Below are 16,873 nucleotides of genomic sequence, written 5' to 3'. Positions count from 1 at the left end.
GAGGGTGAGTCAATCGAAGCCCCACAGATCTCGGGGCGGGCAAGAGGGTTTCAAGACCCTGTTGCGAAAATATTTTCTCAGTCGTCGACGCCGGCGCTCCAGCGGTTCCAGTCGGCCAGTTGGCGCCGGTCGCGCTTGGTGGGGCGGCCCTGGTCGATGGCCAGGGCGGGGTCGGGCTGGGTGCGGCGTTCCTCGGCATGGCGCTCGCGGCGGGCGATGCTGTCGGGGGTCTCCTCGTACATGGCCTGGGCCACCGGGGCGCCGCCTCGGATGCTGCTGAGGGCCTTGACCAGGACGGTGCGCACCAGGGTGCCCTGGCGCAGGTCGATGCGGTCACCCACCTTCAGGTCACGTGAAGGTTTGGCAACGATGTCGTTGACTTGCACGCGGCCTTTGTCGATGTCGTCCGCGGCCAGGCTGCGCGTCTTGTAGAAGCGCGCAGCCCACAGCCATTTGTCCAGACGCAGTTTGTCGCTCATGTCTCAAGTTTTTTTCCGGCCCGCCAGTGTACCCACCTCGGCGCGTCAGTTTTGCGACGACAATGTCGCCCAGTGGCGTCCACAGCGGGGGCCAAGAGGACCCAAATTGGCAAAACCCAACTATCAGTTTGAAAAGCGTCAGCGCGAGCTGGCCAAAAAGAAGAAGAAAGAAGAAAAAATCCAGCAGCGCCGCAGCGGTACCGGTGAGCCTGGCGCTCCTGACGCCGACCAAGAAGGCGCCGATGGCGAAGGCGCGACCCCTGACAACGCCGAATCGGGCGAAGACACTGGCTCGGCCCCTCCGGCCGCCGAAGCTTCAGCCTGAGTTTCCCTTGGCTTTGGCCCGCGTCACGATGCGGGCAGGGTCCAGGGCATCGCGCAGTGAGGCCTCGACGGGGCTGGGGCTGCCGGTGACCCACGAGGCGAGCAGCTCGCCCGCCAGCGCGGCCCAGGTGATGCCGCGCGAACCAAATCCCGTGATGACGTAAACGCCGCCTTGCTCGTCTCGAAGTCGGGGCACGAAGCGGGCTTGATCCGTCCTCGGCGTTCTTGGCCCGTGGGTGGCTTTGGGCGTGCCATCGAGCGGCAAGGGACCGATGTAGGGCAGACGATCCGGGGTGACGGCACGCCAGCCCACCCGGCCTTGAAGGCCAGGAGGCAAGCTGTCTGAGTCAAGCTCGGGCAAGCTGCCCAGTTGCCGGGCCTGGGCCAGGTTGTGCGCGTGGTCGGTGTCTCGCACACGGGGGTCGGGGTCTTCCAGGTTGCTGGTGGCGCCGAACAAAAGACGTCCTTGGTGCAATGGCAACACATAGCCTGCGCCCGCGACGGGGATGCTGGGCGCCATGACCCCTTTTTGCCATGGCAGGCTGCTGATCTGCCCTCGCACACGTGAAAGCGGCAGGGCAGCCGCTCCGGGCAATGACTGGATCAGCGCCGGACTGGCCACTGCCCCGGCAATCACGACCACGGGGGCCGCGGCGATGGCCCGGCCTTGCGCGTCCGTGGCTTGCCACAGGGCTTGTTGACACCCCTGCGCCGTGCGTTCCAGCTGGTGGGCCTGGCTGTCGGGCAGGAACAGCACCTCCGCATGTCGGCGGGCCTCGTCAAGCAGGGCTTGTGCATAGCCGGCCGGATCAAGCCAGCCCCCTTGCTGAAACAGCCAGCCGCCATGGGGCATTGGGATGTTCGCGGCGGTGCTGGCCTCGGCTTGGCCAAGCCACTGAACGTGCTCGGGGGGCAGGCCAAGGCGTCGCACCAGTTGCAGCGCCTCGGTTTCCGCCGTGCCGGCCTCCAGCCTGAGCAAACCTTGGCAAGACCCCGCGAAGCGTTCCTCCGACAGCCAGGGTGCCACCAAGCTGGCGGTGCGCAAGGCCGCCGCGCGGTGGGCCCGGGCGTGCAGGCCGTCTTCACCATGGAGGATGCTGTGGAACAGGCCCCCCGGGTTGCCCGAGGCACCTTGGGCAGGGCCCGCTTGTGCGTCAACCAGTGTGATGCGCCAGCCCTGGCGGGCCAAGGCCCAAGCGGCCGCGCAACCCGCCAAGCCGGCACCAATGACCAAGGCGTGCCGCTGCTGTGATGCCAGCCGCGTCGGCCACAGGCCACCGTGCAGGGGCGGCAGGGTGTGGTGCGGGGCAAACTGCAGGCTGACCAGGTGCTCGTCGGCCTCTGCGCTGTTCATGGCCAGCGGCTTGAAACCGGATTGCGCCAGGCCCGCCAGCACGTTCAAGGCAGAGTCTGTGGCGATGGCGGTGGCCTCGGGAGCGGCCACGCGTGCCAGGCGCGCCAACCATCCCTCGTCGCCGTTGGGCGCCAAGGGGCCTGCAGGCACGCCGTCCAGCCAAAAGGCATCGACCCGGGCCACCAGTTGCGGCACCAGGCCTGCTGCGTCACCCACGCCCAGCAGCAGGGTGAGCTGGCTGGCGGGGCCTTCGTCGAAGACCAGGGTGTGCAAACCAGGGGTGAGCACTGGCCAGGCTTGTGCCAGGCGCTGGGCCAGGTCTTGCTCGGCAACGGTCAGCCCGGTGTGGCTGGGTGCCCGATGAACCCCCAGTGCCAGGTAGAACAGGCGTCCGCATCGCTCAGGATCCGCACGCCAAGCCGCCCAGGTGCGCAAAAAGCGGTCTCCCGTGCCAAAGTGGGCCTCCAGGATGACGAAATCGTCTCGATGGGCCCAGCGGTCGGACAAGGCGGCCACGACCGCTGGCAAGGTCATCGGCTTATTGCGCCAGCCAGCCGCCGTCCATGTTCCAGGCCACGCCGCGGACGTTGTCGCCGGCCGACGAACACAGGAACACCGCCAGGTCACCCAGCTGTGCCGGTGTCACGAACTGGAGGGAGGGCTGCTTTTCACCCAGCAAGCCTCGCTGGGCGTCGGCCACGCTGACGCCTTCGCGCTCGGCCTTGGCCTCGATCTGCTTTTGCACCAGAGGCGTCAGCACCCAGCCCGGGCAGATGGCGTTGACGGTGACGCCGGTGGTGGCCGTCTCCAGCGCCACCGACTTGGTCAGGCCCACCAGCCCGTGCTTGGCGGCGACATAGGCCGATTTGCCGGCGGAGGCCACCAGGCCATGGGCCGAGGCCACGTTGATGACCCGGCCCCAGTTTTTGGCGCGCATGCCCGGCACTGCCAGGCGCATGGCGTGGAACGCGGAACTCAGGTTGATGGCCAGGATGGCGTCCCATTTCTCGACCGGGAAATTCTCGACATTGGCCACGTGCTGGATGCCGGCGTTGTTGACCAGGATGTCCACCCCGCCGAATTCCGCCGTGGCATAGGCCATCATGGCTTCGATCTCGGCGGGCTTGCTCATGTCGGCGCCGTGGTAGCCCACACGGATGCCATGGGCCTTGCCGGTGGCCAGGACTTCGGCCTTGGGCTCTTCGACGTCGCCAAAGCCGTTCAGAATCACGTTGGCGCCTTGGGCGGCCAGTTGATTCGCAATGCCCAGGCCAATGCCGCTGGTCGAGCCAGTGACGAGGGCGGTTTTTCCATTCAACATGCAGGCCTCCGGTGCCAAGTAGAAACACAATGTCGTACCGATTCCAATTATCTGCCGAGGCACCCTCATGAGCACCCAGGATCAGAACAATCTCGCCACCCCCAGCTTGAACCACGTGGTGTGCCCGGGTGCAAGCAAGACCGATGCTCAGACCCACCGCATGGCCTACTGGTCCTGGGGCGATGAATCCAACCCACGGATCCTCATTTGCGTGCATGGCCTGAGCCGCCAGGGGCGCGACTTCGATGCGCTGGCCCAATCCCTGAGCACGCACTACCGGGTGATCTGCCCGGACGTGGTCGGGCGGGGCCATTCCGACTGGCTGGCATCGCCCGGGGGTTACCAGGTCTTCTCCTACGTGTCGGACATGGTGGCGCTGGTGCAGCAACTGCGCGCCGCGCTCAAAACCGAAGCCACGCTGGACATCGACTGGGTGGGCACCTCCATGGGCGGTCTGATCGGCCTGGGCTTCTCCACCTTGCCGCCGGAAGTGACCGGTGTGCGCGTGCGCAAGATGGTGCTCAACGACGTGGGGCCCCGCCTGCGCCACGATGCCTTGGTGCGCATTGGCGACTACCTGGGCCTGCCCAAGCGCTTCGCCACCGAGCAAGAGGCGTCCGACTACCTCTGGACCATTTCCACCGGCTTTGGCCCGCACACACCCGAGCAATGGCTGGCCCTGTCCCGCCCCTTGCTGCGCCCAGCGGCCGATGGCCAGGGCTTGCAGCTGCATTACGACCCGGCCATCGCCGAGCCCTTCAAGTCGATCTCGGCCGACGCCGCCACCAGCGGCGAGGCTGCCTTGTGGGGCGTTTACGACGGTCTGAAGTGCGAGGTGCTGTTGCTGCGCGGCCAGCATTCCGACCTGCTGGACGCCGAAACCGCGCACAGCATGACGCAGCGTGGTCCCAAGGCGCGCCTGGTCGAGTTCGAAGGCGTGGGCCACGCGCCCACCCTGATCGCCCCTGACCAGATCGCCACGGTCAAGGACTTCTTGTTGGCATGAAGACAGGCCTCCTCGAGACCCAGCATGCGGCCATCGTTGACCTGGTCGACCTGGCTCTGCCCGTGGCCGATGGCAGCGCGGCCCACGCCTTGGCACGCGCGCGTGTCTTCGCCGAGCCCTTGCTGGCCGGGCAGTTGTTCGACACGGGCGAAAACGCCCTGACGCATGCCGACGGCGTCTCACAGATCCTGCTGGGGATTGGCGCGCCACCGTCTTTGCGCGCCGCCGCCTACCTGGTCTACGCCAGCGAATACCTGACCACGCCCGACGACGTCATCGGGCGGGCCTTTGGTGCCGACGCGGCCGCGCTGGTGGCCCACACCCGCAAGCTGGTGCAGATTCAGCGCAATGCGCGCGATTCATTGGGCGACGAGACCGATGGCCCGCTGCGGGCAGAGCAGGTGGAGCGCATCCGCAAGATGCTGCTGGCTTTCTCGCGTGATTTGCGGGTGGTGCTGATGCGCCTGGCCTCGCGCCTGCAAACCCTGCGGCATTACGCCGAGACCAAGCTTCCGTGCCCCAAGGCCCTGGCGCGCGAGTCCATGCAGGTGTTCGCGCCGCTGGCCAGCCGCCTGGGCATCGGCCAGATCAAGTGGGAGATGGAAGACCTTGCTTTCCGTTTCCTGATGCCCGATGCCTACCACTCGATCGCCCGCGCGCTGGACGAAAAGCGCCTGGAGCGGGAGCGCAGCGTTGAGCAAGTCCGCCAGGCGCTGGCCACCGCCTTGGCGCAGGCGGGGCTCAACGCGCAGGTGCAGGGCCGTCCCAAGCACCTCTACAGCATCTGGAAAAAGATGCAGGGCAAGAACCTGCCCATCGAGCGGGTGTTCGACGTGCGCGCGCTGCGCGTCATCGTGGACGATGTGCCGGCCTGCTACGCCGCGCTGAGCCGCGCGCACGAGATCTGGCGGCCCATGCCTGACGAGTTCTCGGACTACATCGCCCGCCCGAAGCCCAATGGCTACCAGTCGCTGCACACCGTGGTGCTGGGCGACGACGACAAGCCCATCGAGATCCAGATCCGCAGCCAGGCCATGCACGAGCATGCCGACAGCGGCGTGGCTGCCCACTGGGCCTACAAGGAGGCAGGCGCCAAGGGCTATGCCGGCGTGCAGGTGGTGGGCGAGTTCGAGAGCCGCGTGGCGGCCGCCCGCAAGACAGTGCTGCGCCAGCTGCTGGCCTGGGAGCGTGACCTGGCCGCTGCGGATGAAACCGAAGGTGGCGGGCCGGCCGGCCACGGCTACTTCGACGACCGCATCTACGTCTTCACACCCGATGGCAAGATCATCGACCTGGTCCACGGCGCCACGCCGGTGGACTTCGCGTATTCGCTGCACACCGACCTGGGGCACCGCTGCCGGGGTGCCAAGGTCGATGGGGTCATGGTGCCGCTGAACACCGCGCTGCACAGTGGCCAGACAATCGAAATTGTCTCGGCCAGGGAGGGCGGCCCCTCGCTCGATTGGTTGAACCAGGACCTGGGGTATGTGCGCAGCCCGCGTGCCCGGGCCAAGGTGCGCGCCTGGTTCAATGCCCTGGCGCAGCAGGCCACGATCGCCAAAGGCCGTGACCTCGTCGAAAAGCTGCTGCAACGCGAAGGCAAGACCGCCACCAAGCTCGAAGAGCTGGCGTCCAACCTGGGCTTCCGCAGCGCCGATGCCTTGTTCGATGTGGTGGGCAAGGACGAGTTTTCACTGCGCAACATCGAGCAGTTGTTGCGCCCCGCCGCGCCCGAGCAGGACCCGGATCAGGTCGTGGCCCAGCGCATCGCGCGCAGCGAAGCCGAACTGGACCGCCATGGCGCAGGGCAGGGCGGTGTGCTGGTGGTGGGCATGGATTCGCTGCTGACGCAACTGGCGCGTTGCTGCAAACCCGCGCCGCCGGATGCCATCGGGGGCTATGTGACGCGTGGCAAGGGCGTGGCCGTGCACCGGTCGGATTGCAGCAACTTCAGGCAGATGGCCGGGCGGCATGGCGAACGCGTGATTCCCGTGACCTGGGGCCGCGACGCCGGCCACCAGAGCGCGCATTACGCGGTCGATGTGCTGGTAGAAGCCCACGACCGGCCGGGCTTGTTGCGCGACGTGTGCGATGCCCTGGCGCAGGGTAAAACCCATGTCGTGGCCATGAACAGCCAGACCCTGCGCGACCACACCACCATCACCCTCACGGTGCAGACCTCAGACACCGCCAGACTGGGCCCGGTGCTGGGGCGTGTTGCACAAGTGAACGGAGTTTTGAAGGCGCGGCGAAAATAGCTAAAAACTCATGCTATAGTAGCGGTCTTGAAGGCGCGTAGCTCAGCTGGTTAGAGCACCACCTTGACATGGTGGGGGTCGTTGGTTCGAGTCCAATCGCGCCTACCACAGACGGTAGGAAAAAAAGCCCGGTAAATCAATGGTTTACCGGGCTTTTTCGTTCAGCCTGAACCGCCTGGGGAAGATGTCGGCCCCGATCGCCTTGCCATCGCCGCGGCCATGACCGCTCTCTCTGCACCGTTGTCGTTCCCCGGGATCCCGCGCGCATACACCTCAAGCAGCATCTTGACACTGTGTCCCGCCTGGGCGGCAATGTATGCGGGGTTCACTCGGCCCATGAGCGCGGTCGTGCAGTAGGTGTGCCGCGTGGCATAGGCTCGACGCCGGCGAATGCCCAACGCGCGCAGGGTAGGTGCCCAGTAGTGGTCCCGTTGGCTGCGCTCGTCATGCCAGGTACGTTGGGTGACAGAGTTCTCGAAGATGTCGCACGCGGTGTCGTCGTCTCCTTCCCGCTCGGTCCGCTTCATGAAGGTGTACTGCTTCATGGCCGTCAGTGCCTCAAGCGCCTCAGGTACGAGGTCGACCGTCCGCTGGTCATCGGTCTTTGATCCGTCCCGCTCGCAGCCTCGGAAGGTTCGAACCCGCTGGACCAGAACCTCTTGGCGGCCGAAGTCCACATCCGACCAGCGCAACGCGATTGCCTCCTCGGGCCGCATTCCAGTGAAGAACATCCAAGCGAAATAGGCCCAGACGCGCAGGTCATATTTCTTCTTGAAATGCGCGAGAACTCGATCACGCTCATCAATAGTCAATGGGTCTGGGATCTTGCGGACAGCAACACCGCGATTCCTCCGATCGTCAAGTGAGGACCTAGGGGGAGCCGTTTCCGATCGCTTGACATCACAATGTGAAATCGAAGTTCCCGCATCCGAGCGCAGGCCGCGCCGGTTCGTCATGGGTCTGAGGACGCCCAAGGCGGCTTTGTTTGCAACGTCCTCAGCAAACCTTGATTGGACGAAGAAATGCCATCGAAACTCGTAACTGATTTTGTTGTAGGACTGGGAGTTGAAGCAGGGAATAGGGTCTTGGGATCGAATGTCAATACCGAGCCCACTGTTGGGGGATCTGCCGCAACGGTCGTGGCCAGGGCGGCGGACCGAGTCGCTGATCGGTTTAGCCACTTCCACACATCGGCACAGCGGCAGTTTGCGGCACAGTCCTCGATAGGACTATCAGCATCGCAAGCGCACGCCGTTACCACCCCGCGGGCGGCACCGGTCTCTTCATCGGCCTTCATGGCCCCCCTCCCAAGGGAACCGCTTTTCGCGAGCTCCACAGTGCAGGCGCTGGTCAGCCGACGTGCCATCACTCCTGCAGAAGCCGGAATGTTCTACACACATAACGCTTCTGAGTCCATTCAAAACCCGATAGAGAACCATTTCGCGGCACCGGATGCGCAGGCATCCAGCTCCTCAAGCTCCTCTAGTTCTTCAAGCTCGTCCAGCAAAGGGTAGGGCAGAGCCGCGCTAGAGGCGCGCGAACGGGAAAACCTTGCAAGCAGCCATTACCCGCAGACCGAAGAATTTGCGGGTAATGGCATCAAAAGCGCCCGCAGATCACGACAGCAAGCCCGCAGACGCAAGCGTCAACAGCGCAACCACGCCTGAAGCCGGCCGAAGGACTGGCCGCAAGGATGTGTTGCCCCCGCAGTTCTGGGTTCGAACCCGCGAAATCTGGGAATCAACTCCCAAGTGCTCCCCCGCAAAGGCGGCAGCGCAAGCATCAGCCGAACTGGGCATCGAGAAGGTGCCGCATCACAGTTCGGTCGCCGAGAGACTGAAGAAGGAAGGCTGGCAAAAGGGCGCCGCGCCCAGGGCGGACAGCACCGACCACAAGGCAGACACCAACCCGGAGCCCGCAGACCCGCAGGGCGACCCGCAACCAGCGGCGGCCGGGCCCGACCCGTTCAAGGAACTGATCGCCAAGCAGGCACTCTTCGTGGACGAGTACCTGCTTGACCTGAACGGGACGCAGGCCTACATGCGGGCCTTCAAGACCACGAACGCCAACAGCGCTGCCGTGGAGGCCAGCCGGCTGCTTGGAAAGCTGCGCCGGGCGTCCGACGAGAAGGGCAGCTATCAGCTGGACATCGACCAAGTCTCGGGCGCGGAGTTGGTGGATTGCGTGGTGATCGCCTCGCCACGGCGGATGAGCGAGCTCGCGCAGATCGAGCAAGTGGCTGTCTGGCTGCTGGACCAGTTCCTTGGCAGGTGCTGGCTGGGCGTGGAGCTGCTGAGCCTGCTGAACGATGAATCCTGGCTCTACCGCCTGCGTGGCGCCAGCGAGATGACGGCCATCCCGTTGGTGATCACCGGCGACGTGCACATGCACGTGCGGTCGCGCAAGGCCTTGCAGGACGTCGTGACGGCCACGCGCGTGGGCATCCCAGCCGTGCGGCTGGGTCTGCGCATGATCGCCGGGCTCAAAGAGGCCACGGCGGAGCGCATCGTGGCCACTCGGGCCAAGGGCGTTTTCGACAGCGCCGAAGACCTGGCCCGCCGTGCCCGGCTGGAGCAGGGCGAAATGACGCTGCTGGCCGCGGCCGACGCCTTGCTGAGCCTCAGTGGCCACCGCCGGCAACAGGTTTGGGATGCCTCGGCCCTCCGGGCTACGCCCGTGCTACTGCGGGATGCACCGGTGGAAGAAGACCTCATCGAGTTGCCCCATGCGCCCGAGGGTGAGGAAATCGTCTTCGACTACGCGGCCACAGGCCTGACCCTTCGCCGGTACCCGATGGCCTGCTATGGCCGCTGCTCAACGAGAAGCGCATGCGCACCCGGCCGAGCTGCTCGAGTGCCCGGATGGCTCGCTACTGCGGCCTGGTGACGCTCCGGCAGCAGCTCGACACCGCTAAAGGCGTGATCTTCGTGTCCCTTGAGGATGAGACAGGCGTTGACAAGTAATCTGCTGGGGTAATGTCAAGAAGGTCCAGCGCAAGGAGTTGTTGGAATCCCGACTCTTGGCGGTATTGGGGAAGTGGCAGACCGATGGCCGAGTGCACAGCTTGATCGCAGAAAAGTTGCTTGACCTGACACCTTTACTCGGCAGACTTAAAACCGATTCGAGGGATTCCCGTTAAACATATGGAACCCACTCAGCTGAGTTCAAGGTCTAAGGAATTTCAACAATAAGAACTTCTGCAATTCCACTGCATTCGGGTGCAAATGCTCCACTAGTTAATACTGTCAATGGTTTTGATGATAATTTTGCGCCTATTACCGCGGCGACCGTCTCCTTATATCCGGTCTTAGATTGCCGAATAGCAAACCAGGGAATGCTAGGAGTGGATGGATCTGAGGCGTCAACTCCTTCCAATTTGAAAAATGTGCACGGACGATCATCTGGTAAATGGAGGGTTCCGATATTTTTATTTGTAAAAGTGCCGGCCTTCGAGGCAGTAGCAATCAACAGCATTGCGCAGCCGCCTGCACACATACTTAACAATCGTTGTTGAGGCATAATTTGTTTGGTTAAATTTTTAAATTGGCAGTATTAATCGACTTGCACTTGAGTCCAACCTAAAGCTCCAGCGTTTCCCCAAGCAGGGACAGCCAAACACGTTGAGTAATCATAAAAGCGGATTAGTATCTTTTTCCCAGTGGTCTTTGCTGTAAGCAAGGACGCATACATCGCACGGCAGACAGTAGGCGAAACGCCGTTTCTCCCCGCTCCATCAACATCACAAAGATATGTAGCCGAGGGACCATCGGAAAGACTCAGCACAACGGTGCCCTGGGCTCCAAGAGATAAACCTAACGAGTTAACCGTGCCAGTGCAGTCCACCGCAGCTTGAGAACAAGCGCAAACGTAGAAAAGTGAAGAAATTAAAATATGACGAAACGTAAGTAATTTCATGTTGAGAGTCTTAGAGAAAGGAAAAGTGCCGAGGCCAACGGCGCGGCAAAAATAAGCTCAGTCGAGCAGCAAAATCGTAGTAACTGCAGAAATCATCCGTTTTATATATATGGATGCAATTTGCGTCTCTCCAAATTGAGCGAATGCCGGTCCCGCCAAACGCACGACGCTTACAGCGCTGCTATTAAAATCTCCAATGACCCAGTTGACTCCGTACAAATTTACAGTCCTTTGAGGGTCGGACCAATAGTTAATTCTGGGGTCGGGTGTAAAAGCTGGGCAGCCAGCGGGGTATGACATAATGGTGTGAAGGCAGTAATAATCCAGCTGATTTTGCTTGAGCTTTTTTATGCTAAATCCATGGCCATAGGCGTAAGGCCAGTTAGTCTGATCATTGCCGAAATCGTGCCGTGCGCCGAATAGATGGCCTAACTCATGCGTCATTGACATGTTTGCTATCAGGCACTCATCAAACACCATTGCAAACGCCGTAGTCGGTGTGGCGCCAAATGTTTTCGCCAAGCCACAGTCTTTTTTTGTGTCAGAGTGCGCTATCAAGATAATTGCGTCTGCTTTTAGGTAGTCGCGTAATATGGCGGGGCCGGGAGCGGTATATAGACCCAGAAGAGCTTCCTCACTCTTTGAAAACTCCGCATTCAAAAGAGTGGTGCCTGCGAGGTTGGCAAAGAGATTAACACCGCTGTTCGTGAACGATTCATTCACTAGGTTGATCGCGGCCTGAGACGCAGAATTTATATTTCCGAGATATTGGGCTGCTTGCGGCGTGTAGGCAACTAGAACGTCAATTGTGGATGCCCCGCTAATAGTTGATGCTGATGCTGATGCTGAGGCGGAACTGGCGCGAATATATTTAAAATCCCCAACCGATTCAACGCTACTCGATGAGTCTTTCAGGCCGTCATGCTCATTTTCATCAATTTGAATAGGCGAAGTTAACTCAGGAGCGCTTCCATCCGGGTGAGAAGCGGAATGCTCGGGAGGCAGAAGTGAAGTATCAATTTCGATGAGAACGTGCATTCTATTGGTTACATTTCTGACCTCGTAGACCTTCCCTTGATTCACGATGCGACCAGATATTTGGCCGCCTGTTGAATAGAACGTCGCATCACCACCGTCTGATGTTTTTCCAAACCAGCTAAGCTCACCCTTTGTCCTGGTCTCCAGCCTGCTTCTGACAAGGCTTAAAACTTTTCCATTTGGCGTGGAGATTTTCATGCTGTCAGACAGAAGCGCGGATTCTCTGGCGTTAAAAGCTATTGCCAACTTAACACTCTTTGATTTACGTATTAGCTTTAGCCGATCCGAGATACCTTTGTCCAGCCCAAGAGTCTCAGGGACCAATGTCTCCACGAGATTGACTGGCTGTGCAAAGCAGAGAGTGGTCGAAGATAAAATGGCTATGCCGAAGAAAAAATGGGCAGCTAAGCGAGGAAGTGCCTTCATGTGCCAGGTGATCCAATGCATTTGGAGGATTTCATATTTCAAAGTTAAGATCCGGACCCAGTTGCCTAGTGCATTCACTCAGCAAGTCCTTCCAGTTTCTGGAAAGGTACCAAGACAGCGTGTCACGTTTGTGAATTGAACTCACACAAGGCAAGCGGGCAGGTCTTCACAATCTATTTAAGCCGGTCACCACATGTGCAACCTTTACGCGATGACGCCCAAGGGCGATCTGGAGCGCTACATCCAGTCGTTGGGTCAGCCATACTAACTGCCCGATTACCAGGTGACGAAGCCCGTGGCGCCCTTCGGAACAGGTGTCTTCCCTCGCGTGGGGGAAAACCCCCTCGTCGGCCACGAAGGCCAGTGGGCGCTGATCCGCCCGGGGCAAGCCGAGAGGGGCGACTGGATCGAGGACAAGCCTGAAGAAGGCAATAAACCCAAGGCCAAGCGCGCGAAGTCAACCAACAACGCCCGCATCGAGCGCCTGGACGACCGCGAGCGGCTTTCCACAGCCACCAAGGCATGGAGAGAAGGGTACCGGTGCCTCATCCCGTCCACCTGGTACCAGCTCATCGCGGAGAACAATGGGTGCCGCGCACGCGCTGTCGACCTGGTCACGGGGAAGCCGGTGGCAGCCGGAGCGGGTCAGGCCTCGAAGTGAAAAAGAGGTGCTCGAGCGCCTCAATGCTGCCCACAGCCATGTCGGCGGCTACTTCTGGCGAAAACTCTTGGGCAACATTGCCCCAAAGGTCTTCGGCGTGCTCGACGGCCTCCGCTGGTGATATGCCGGTGCCGTGCTCGCCCATGCGAGCGGTACAGCGGTCGATCCAGAGCGCCTTGGGAATGGGCTTGTTCATACATTTCCGAGGGCAAACAACGTGCCAAAATGCCTCAGCGCAGCCCCATTTGGTCGCGCGATGAAACTGTGTCTTTATACAGTTGGCCGGTGAAGATTCCGGGGAAGATTGAGGCGGTTCAGGGGCACCCAAAGCGGCGCCGTTCTCGCGCGTCCTCCTATGGAGGGGCAAGAGCAGGTCTAGAAAAGTTGGTTCGAGTCCAATCGCGCCTACCAAGAGACTCAGTTCTCTTGGGCAATTCCGAGAAATGAACCAGAACCCGGGCACGAATGAATGGAGGCAATGCCTCCATTTTTTTCGCCTCAACACAAATGCACGGCCAGTGCCTCTCAGGCCGAGCGTTTCAGCGCATCCGGCGGTGATTTCTTGACGGGTTGCGGCTGCCGAATTGGCTTGCCGGTGCTGGCCAAGAAAAATGGATTGGCCTTGTTCCGGCCTGCCCACCGGGCCTTCAAAATGTTCTTGAAGATCCTGGCCATGCCCAGGAATGTTGCCACCGGGGTGCTGGCCACTTTCCCCCGCGCCGACTTGGTGTTCAAAGCGATTTTCACGGGGCCCATGGCCTGCTCCAGCGCCGCTGGAGAACTGCCCAGGCAGGCCCTGACCAGCCCCACATAGGCCACGCGGGGGTCTTTGGGTGTGTTGCCGATCGGCGTATGGCAGCACGCCGCGTACCACCGCAATGGGCCTTTTTCAGTCAAGGACACGCAGGCCAGTTGTTCAAGGCCCGCGGTGAACCGGATGGAGGCAGGCAGGATGGCGATGAGCTCGGTGCCGCCTCGGCGATTCAGCACCGCGCGTTCCTGCTCCAGCATCCGGGCATAGGCCTGGCAATACTTGCAGTAGCAAGTGGCCCGGCCATAGGACTGGTCCAGGTCGACCTGGCCGCGGAGGGTGCCGCATTGGCAGCGCAAAGGGCTCTTCATGGGCAAACCTCAAGGTCAATGCTTGGTGGGTGGCACCTTGCCACCGGCTTTGCGAGCCTCCGACAAGCCAATGGCAATGGCCTGTTTGCGGCTTTTGACCGTTTTGCCGGAGGTGCCGCTTTTCAGCTCGCCCTTCTTGAGCTCATGAAGTGCCTTGCCGACCTTCTCGCTCGCCTTTTTGCCGTAGTGTGTGGACATGATCCGCTCCTTGAAAGGGTGTTGGACATGTCAAAATCGGGCAAATGGCGTGCCGAAAGGCCGTCATGATCAATACAAGACACGACTGCGGATGGTGCCTGGGATGCTCTGGATCTTCTGCAAGGCCACTTCCGAATATTCAGCGTCCACGTCGATCACCAGGTAGCCAATGGCATCGTTGGTCATCAGGCTTTGTGCCGCGATGTTGATGTTGTTCTCGGCGAACACGCTGTTGATGTTCGATAGCACGCCCGGCACGTTCTCGTGGATGTGCAGCAGGCGGTGCTTGCCGGCGCCCAGGGGCATGGTCACTTCCGGGAAGTTGACGGCCGACAAGGTGGTGCCGCAATCAGAGTAGCGCACGAATTTCTCGGCCACTTCCAGCCCGATGTTGGCCTGGGCTTCCAGGGTCGAGCCACCGATGTGCGGCGTCAGGATCACGTTGTCGAAGGCGCGCAGAGGCGACTGGAACTCTTCGTCGTTGGCCTTGGGCTCGACCGGGAACACGTCGATGGCCGCGCCACCCAGGTGCTGGCTTTGCAGGGCGGCGGCCAAGGCGTCGATGTCCACGCAGGTGCCACGGGCGGCATTCATGAAGATCGCGCCCGGTTTCATCTTGGCAAACTGGCTGGCCCCCATCATGTTCTGGGTGGATGGGATCTCGGGCACGTGCAGGGTGACCACATCGGCCATGCCCAGCAGTTCGCTCAGGCTGCCCAATTGGCGCGCATTGCCCAGGGGCAGTTTGGTGACGGTGTCGTAATAGACCACGTGCATGCCCAGCGATTCGGCCAGCACCGACAGTTGCGAGCCAATGTTGCCGTAGCCGACGATGCCCAGGGTCTTGCCGCGGGCCTCCCAAGAGCCTTCGGCCGATTTGCTCCAGCCACCGCGGTGCACCAGCGCGTTCTTCTGCGGGATGCCGCGCAGCAACAAGATCAATTGACCCAGCACCAGCTCGGCCACCGAGCGCGTGTTGGAGTAGGGCGCGTTGAACACGGGCACGCCTTTGCGCATGGCGTGTTGCAGGGCGACCTGGTTGGTGCCGATGCAGAAGCAACCGATGGACACCAGCTTGTGCGCGGCCTCCAGCACGGCTGGGGTCACCTGAGTGCGTGAGCGGATGCCCAGGAAGTGCACGTCGCGGACCTTCTCGAGCAGGATGGATTCGTCGAGTGCCGTCTTGAGGTACTCGATGTTGGTGTAGCCGTTCTTGTGCAGCACGTCCACGGCGTTCTGGTGCACACCCTCGAGCAACAGAAAGCGAATCTTGTCCTTGTCGAGCGAAAGCTGCTGCATGCCTGAATCCTTCATCTGGTGGGTGTTGAACCCAGACGCTACCATGAGCGGGATTTTCCACTGAAAGAATGGTCATGCCCATCGCCCCAGACCTCCTTGCCCGACTCCACGCCATCGTGGGTGAAAGTCATGTCAAAACCGATGCCGACAGCTTGAAGCACTGGGGCTGCGACTGGACCAAGGTGCGCACGCCGGCGCCCTCGGCCATCGTGCTCCCGTCGACGATCGACGAGGTGCAAGGCATCGTGCGCCTGGCCAACGATGAGAAGCTGGCGCTGGTGCCCTCGGGGGGGCGCACCGGCTTGTCGGCCGCGGCCGTGGCGGCCGATGGCGAAATCGTGGTCAGCTTCGACCGCATGAACCGCATCCTCGAATTCATCCCCGAAGACCGGGTGGTTCGCCTCCAGCCTGGCGTGGTGACCGCGCAGCTCCAGGCTTATGCAGAAGAGCAGGGCCTGTACTACCCGGTGGACTTCGCCAGCGCTGGCTCGTCGCAGATCGGCGGCAACATCGGCACGAATGCGGGCGGCATCAAGGTCATCAAGTACGGCATGACGCGCAACTGGGTGCTGGGCCTGAAAGTGGTCACGGGCAAGGGCGATTTGCTGGACCTGAACAAGGGCATGATGAAGAACGCCACGGGCTACGACCTGCGGCAGTTGTTCATTGGCGCCGAGGGCACGCTGGGCTTCGTGGTGGAGGCCATGATGAAGCTTGACCGGGCACCGCGCGACCTGCGTGTGATGGTGCTCGGCACGCCCGATTTCGCCTCGGTGATGAAGGTCCTGTCGGCCTTCCAGAAGCAGCTGGACCTGACGGCGTTCGAGTTTTTCTCGGAACTGTCGACGCAGCTCGTGACCAAGCACCAGGGCGTGCCCCGGCCTTTCGAAGCCGCCACGCCTTTTTACGCTTTGCTGGAGTTCGAGGCGTCCAGCGACAAGGTGGTGGACGAGGCCATGGCCTTGTTCGAGTCGTGCGTGGAGCAAGGCTGGGTGGTCGATGGCGTGATGAGCCAGAACCAGACGCAGGCCAAGACCCTTTGGCGACTGCGTGAAGGCATCTCCGAAACGATCTCGCACTACACGCCTTACAAGAACGACCTGTCGGTGTTGATCCAGCACGTGCCGGCCTTCATCGCCGACATCGATGGCATCGTGGCCGACCAGTACCCCGACTTCCGCGTGGTCTGGTTCGGGCACATCGGCGATGGCAACCTGCACCTGAACATCCTCAAGCCGGACGACATGGCCAAGGAGGAGTTCTTCAGCAAGTGCGCCACCGTGAACACGCAGATCTTTGAAACTGTGGCGCGCTACGACGGCTCGGTGTCGGCTGAGCACGGCGTGGGCCTGACCAAGAAGCCGTATTTGAGCTACAGCCGTTCGCCCGAAGAGCTGGCCTGCATGAAGGCGGTCAAGCTGGTGTTCGACCCGAACAACGTGATGAACCCGGGCAAGGTGTTCGACCTTTGA

General features: G+C 61.6%; 14 protein-coding genes and 1 tRNA gene. 7 read left to right on the top strand and 8 right to left on the bottom strand.

All coding sequences use genetic code 11. The annotated features are described in order from the left end of the window. Positions 1-77: 77 nt before the first annotated feature. Positions 78-479, bottom strand: coding sequence for an RNA-binding S4 domain-containing protein (locus ACREB4_RS05925; RefSeq protein ID WP_431587276.1), 402 nt, complete (start codon positions 477-479; stop codon positions 78-80). Between ACREB4_RS05925 and ACREB4_RS05920 the strand changes: the two genes are divergently transcribed. Continuing rightward, entirely contained in the window at positions 478-804 is a 327-nt protein-coding gene (locus ACREB4_RS05920; protein WP_431587275.1) for a hypothetical protein, read from the top strand. The two genes, ACREB4_RS05925 and ACREB4_RS05920, sit on opposite strands and share 2 nt — an antisense overlap. On the opposite strand, the gene mnmC is transcribed toward ACREB4_RS05920, so the two are convergent. Beyond that, complete coding sequence (gene mnmC / locus ACREB4_RS05915; RefSeq protein WP_431587274.1) at positions 796-2,691, bottom strand: FAD-dependent 5-carboxymethylaminomethyl-2-thiouridine(34) oxidoreductase MnmC; 1,896 nt, start codon at positions 2,689-2,691, stop codon at positions 796-798. The genes ACREB4_RS05920 and mnmC overlap by 9 nt on opposite strands. Positions 2,692-2,695: 4 nt before the next feature. Continuing rightward, entirely contained in the window at positions 2,696-3,478 is a 783-nt protein-coding gene (locus tag ACREB4_RS05910; RefSeq protein WP_431587273.1) for a 3-hydroxybutyrate dehydrogenase, read from the bottom strand. 67 nt (positions 3,479-3,545) lie between these two features. On the opposite strand from ACREB4_RS05910, the gene ACREB4_RS05905 reads away from it, so the two are divergent. The 3 genes from ACREB4_RS05905 (at position 3,546) to ACREB4_RS05895 (ending at position 6,850) form a co-directional block, all read left to right on the top strand. Further along, a complete protein-coding gene (locus ACREB4_RS05905; protein ID WP_431587272.1) occupies positions 3,546-4,484 on the top strand; it encodes an alpha/beta fold hydrolase in 939 nt (312 codons plus the stop codon). Continuing rightward, positions 4,481-6,742 carry a RelA/SpoT family protein gene (locus tag ACREB4_RS05900; protein WP_431587271.1) on the top strand — a complete coding sequence of 754 codons (2,262 nt, stop codon included), beginning with the start codon at positions 4,481-4,483 and terminating at the stop codon, positions 6,740-6,742. Before ACREB4_RS05905 ends, ACREB4_RS05900 begins: the two co-directional genes overlap by 4 nt. Positions 6,743-6,773: 31 nt before the next feature. Next, positions 6,774-6,850: transfer RNA gene (locus ACREB4_RS05895), tRNA-Val, on the top strand. Between the two features lie 53 nt (positions 6,851-6,903). Here the strand turns inward: ACREB4_RS05895 and ACREB4_RS05890 are convergent. Beyond that, a complete protein-coding gene (locus tag ACREB4_RS05890; protein WP_431587270.1) occupies positions 6,904-7,554 on the bottom strand; it encodes a site-specific integrase in 651 nt (216 codons plus the stop codon). Positions 7,555-8,548: 994 nt separating this feature from the next. Here ACREB4_RS05890 and ACREB4_RS05885 point away from each other — a divergent pair. Next, on the top strand, positions 8,549-9,628 hold the full coding sequence (locus ACREB4_RS05885; protein WP_431587269.1) for a terminase small subunit: 1,080 nt from the start codon (positions 8,549-8,551) through the stop codon (positions 9,626-9,628). Positions 9,629-10,714: 1,086 nt separating this feature from the next. Here ACREB4_RS05885 and ACREB4_RS05880 read toward each other — a convergent pair. Then, on the bottom strand, positions 10,715-12,199 hold the full coding sequence (locus ACREB4_RS05880; protein WP_431587268.1) for a M12 family metallo-peptidase: 1,485 nt from the start codon (positions 12,197-12,199) through the stop codon (positions 10,715-10,717). 205 nt (positions 12,200-12,404) lie between these two features. Between ACREB4_RS05880 and ACREB4_RS05875 the strand changes: the two genes are divergently transcribed. Further along, the gene (locus ACREB4_RS05875; protein WP_431587267.1) at positions 12,405-12,782 is read left to right on the top strand and encodes a hypothetical protein; all 378 of its coding nucleotides are present in this window, start codon (positions 12,405-12,407) and stop codon (positions 12,780-12,782) included. A gap of 525 nt (positions 12,783-13,307) precedes the next feature. Here ACREB4_RS05875 and ACREB4_RS05870 read toward each other — a convergent pair. From ACREB4_RS05870 to serA, 3 genes are all read right to left on the bottom strand, one after another. Further along, on the bottom strand, positions 13,308-13,904 hold the full coding sequence (locus ACREB4_RS05870) for a DUF6151 family protein (RefSeq protein WP_431587266.1): 597 nt from the start codon (positions 13,902-13,904) through the stop codon (positions 13,308-13,310). A 15-nt stretch (positions 13,905-13,919) separates the two neighbouring features. Beyond that, positions 13,920-14,102, bottom strand: a complete 183-nt coding sequence (locus ACREB4_RS05865; protein ID WP_431587265.1) for a DUF6496 domain-containing protein — start codon at positions 14,100-14,102, stop codon at positions 13,920-13,922. A gap of 69 nt (positions 14,103-14,171) precedes the next feature. Then, the gene (gene serA / locus ACREB4_RS05860) at positions 14,172-15,401 is read right to left on the bottom strand and encodes a phosphoglycerate dehydrogenase (protein ID WP_431587264.1); all 1,230 of its coding nucleotides are present in this window, start codon (positions 15,399-15,401) and stop codon (positions 14,172-14,174) included. A gap of 74 nt (positions 15,402-15,475) precedes the next feature. On the opposite strand from serA, the gene ACREB4_RS05855 reads away from it, so the two are divergent. Further along, on the top strand, positions 15,476-16,873 hold the full coding sequence (locus ACREB4_RS05855) for an FAD-binding oxidoreductase (protein WP_431587263.1): 1,398 nt from the start codon (positions 15,476-15,478) through the stop codon (positions 16,871-16,873).

Source organism: Aquabacterium sp., from assembly GCF_050725395.1.
GTDB lineage: Bacteria > Pseudomonadota > Gammaproteobacteria > Burkholderiales > Burkholderiaceae_C > Aquabacterium.
The sequence above is the reverse complement of the archived record's forward strand: the minus strand, read 5'-3'. Positions and strand labels throughout refer to the sequence as shown.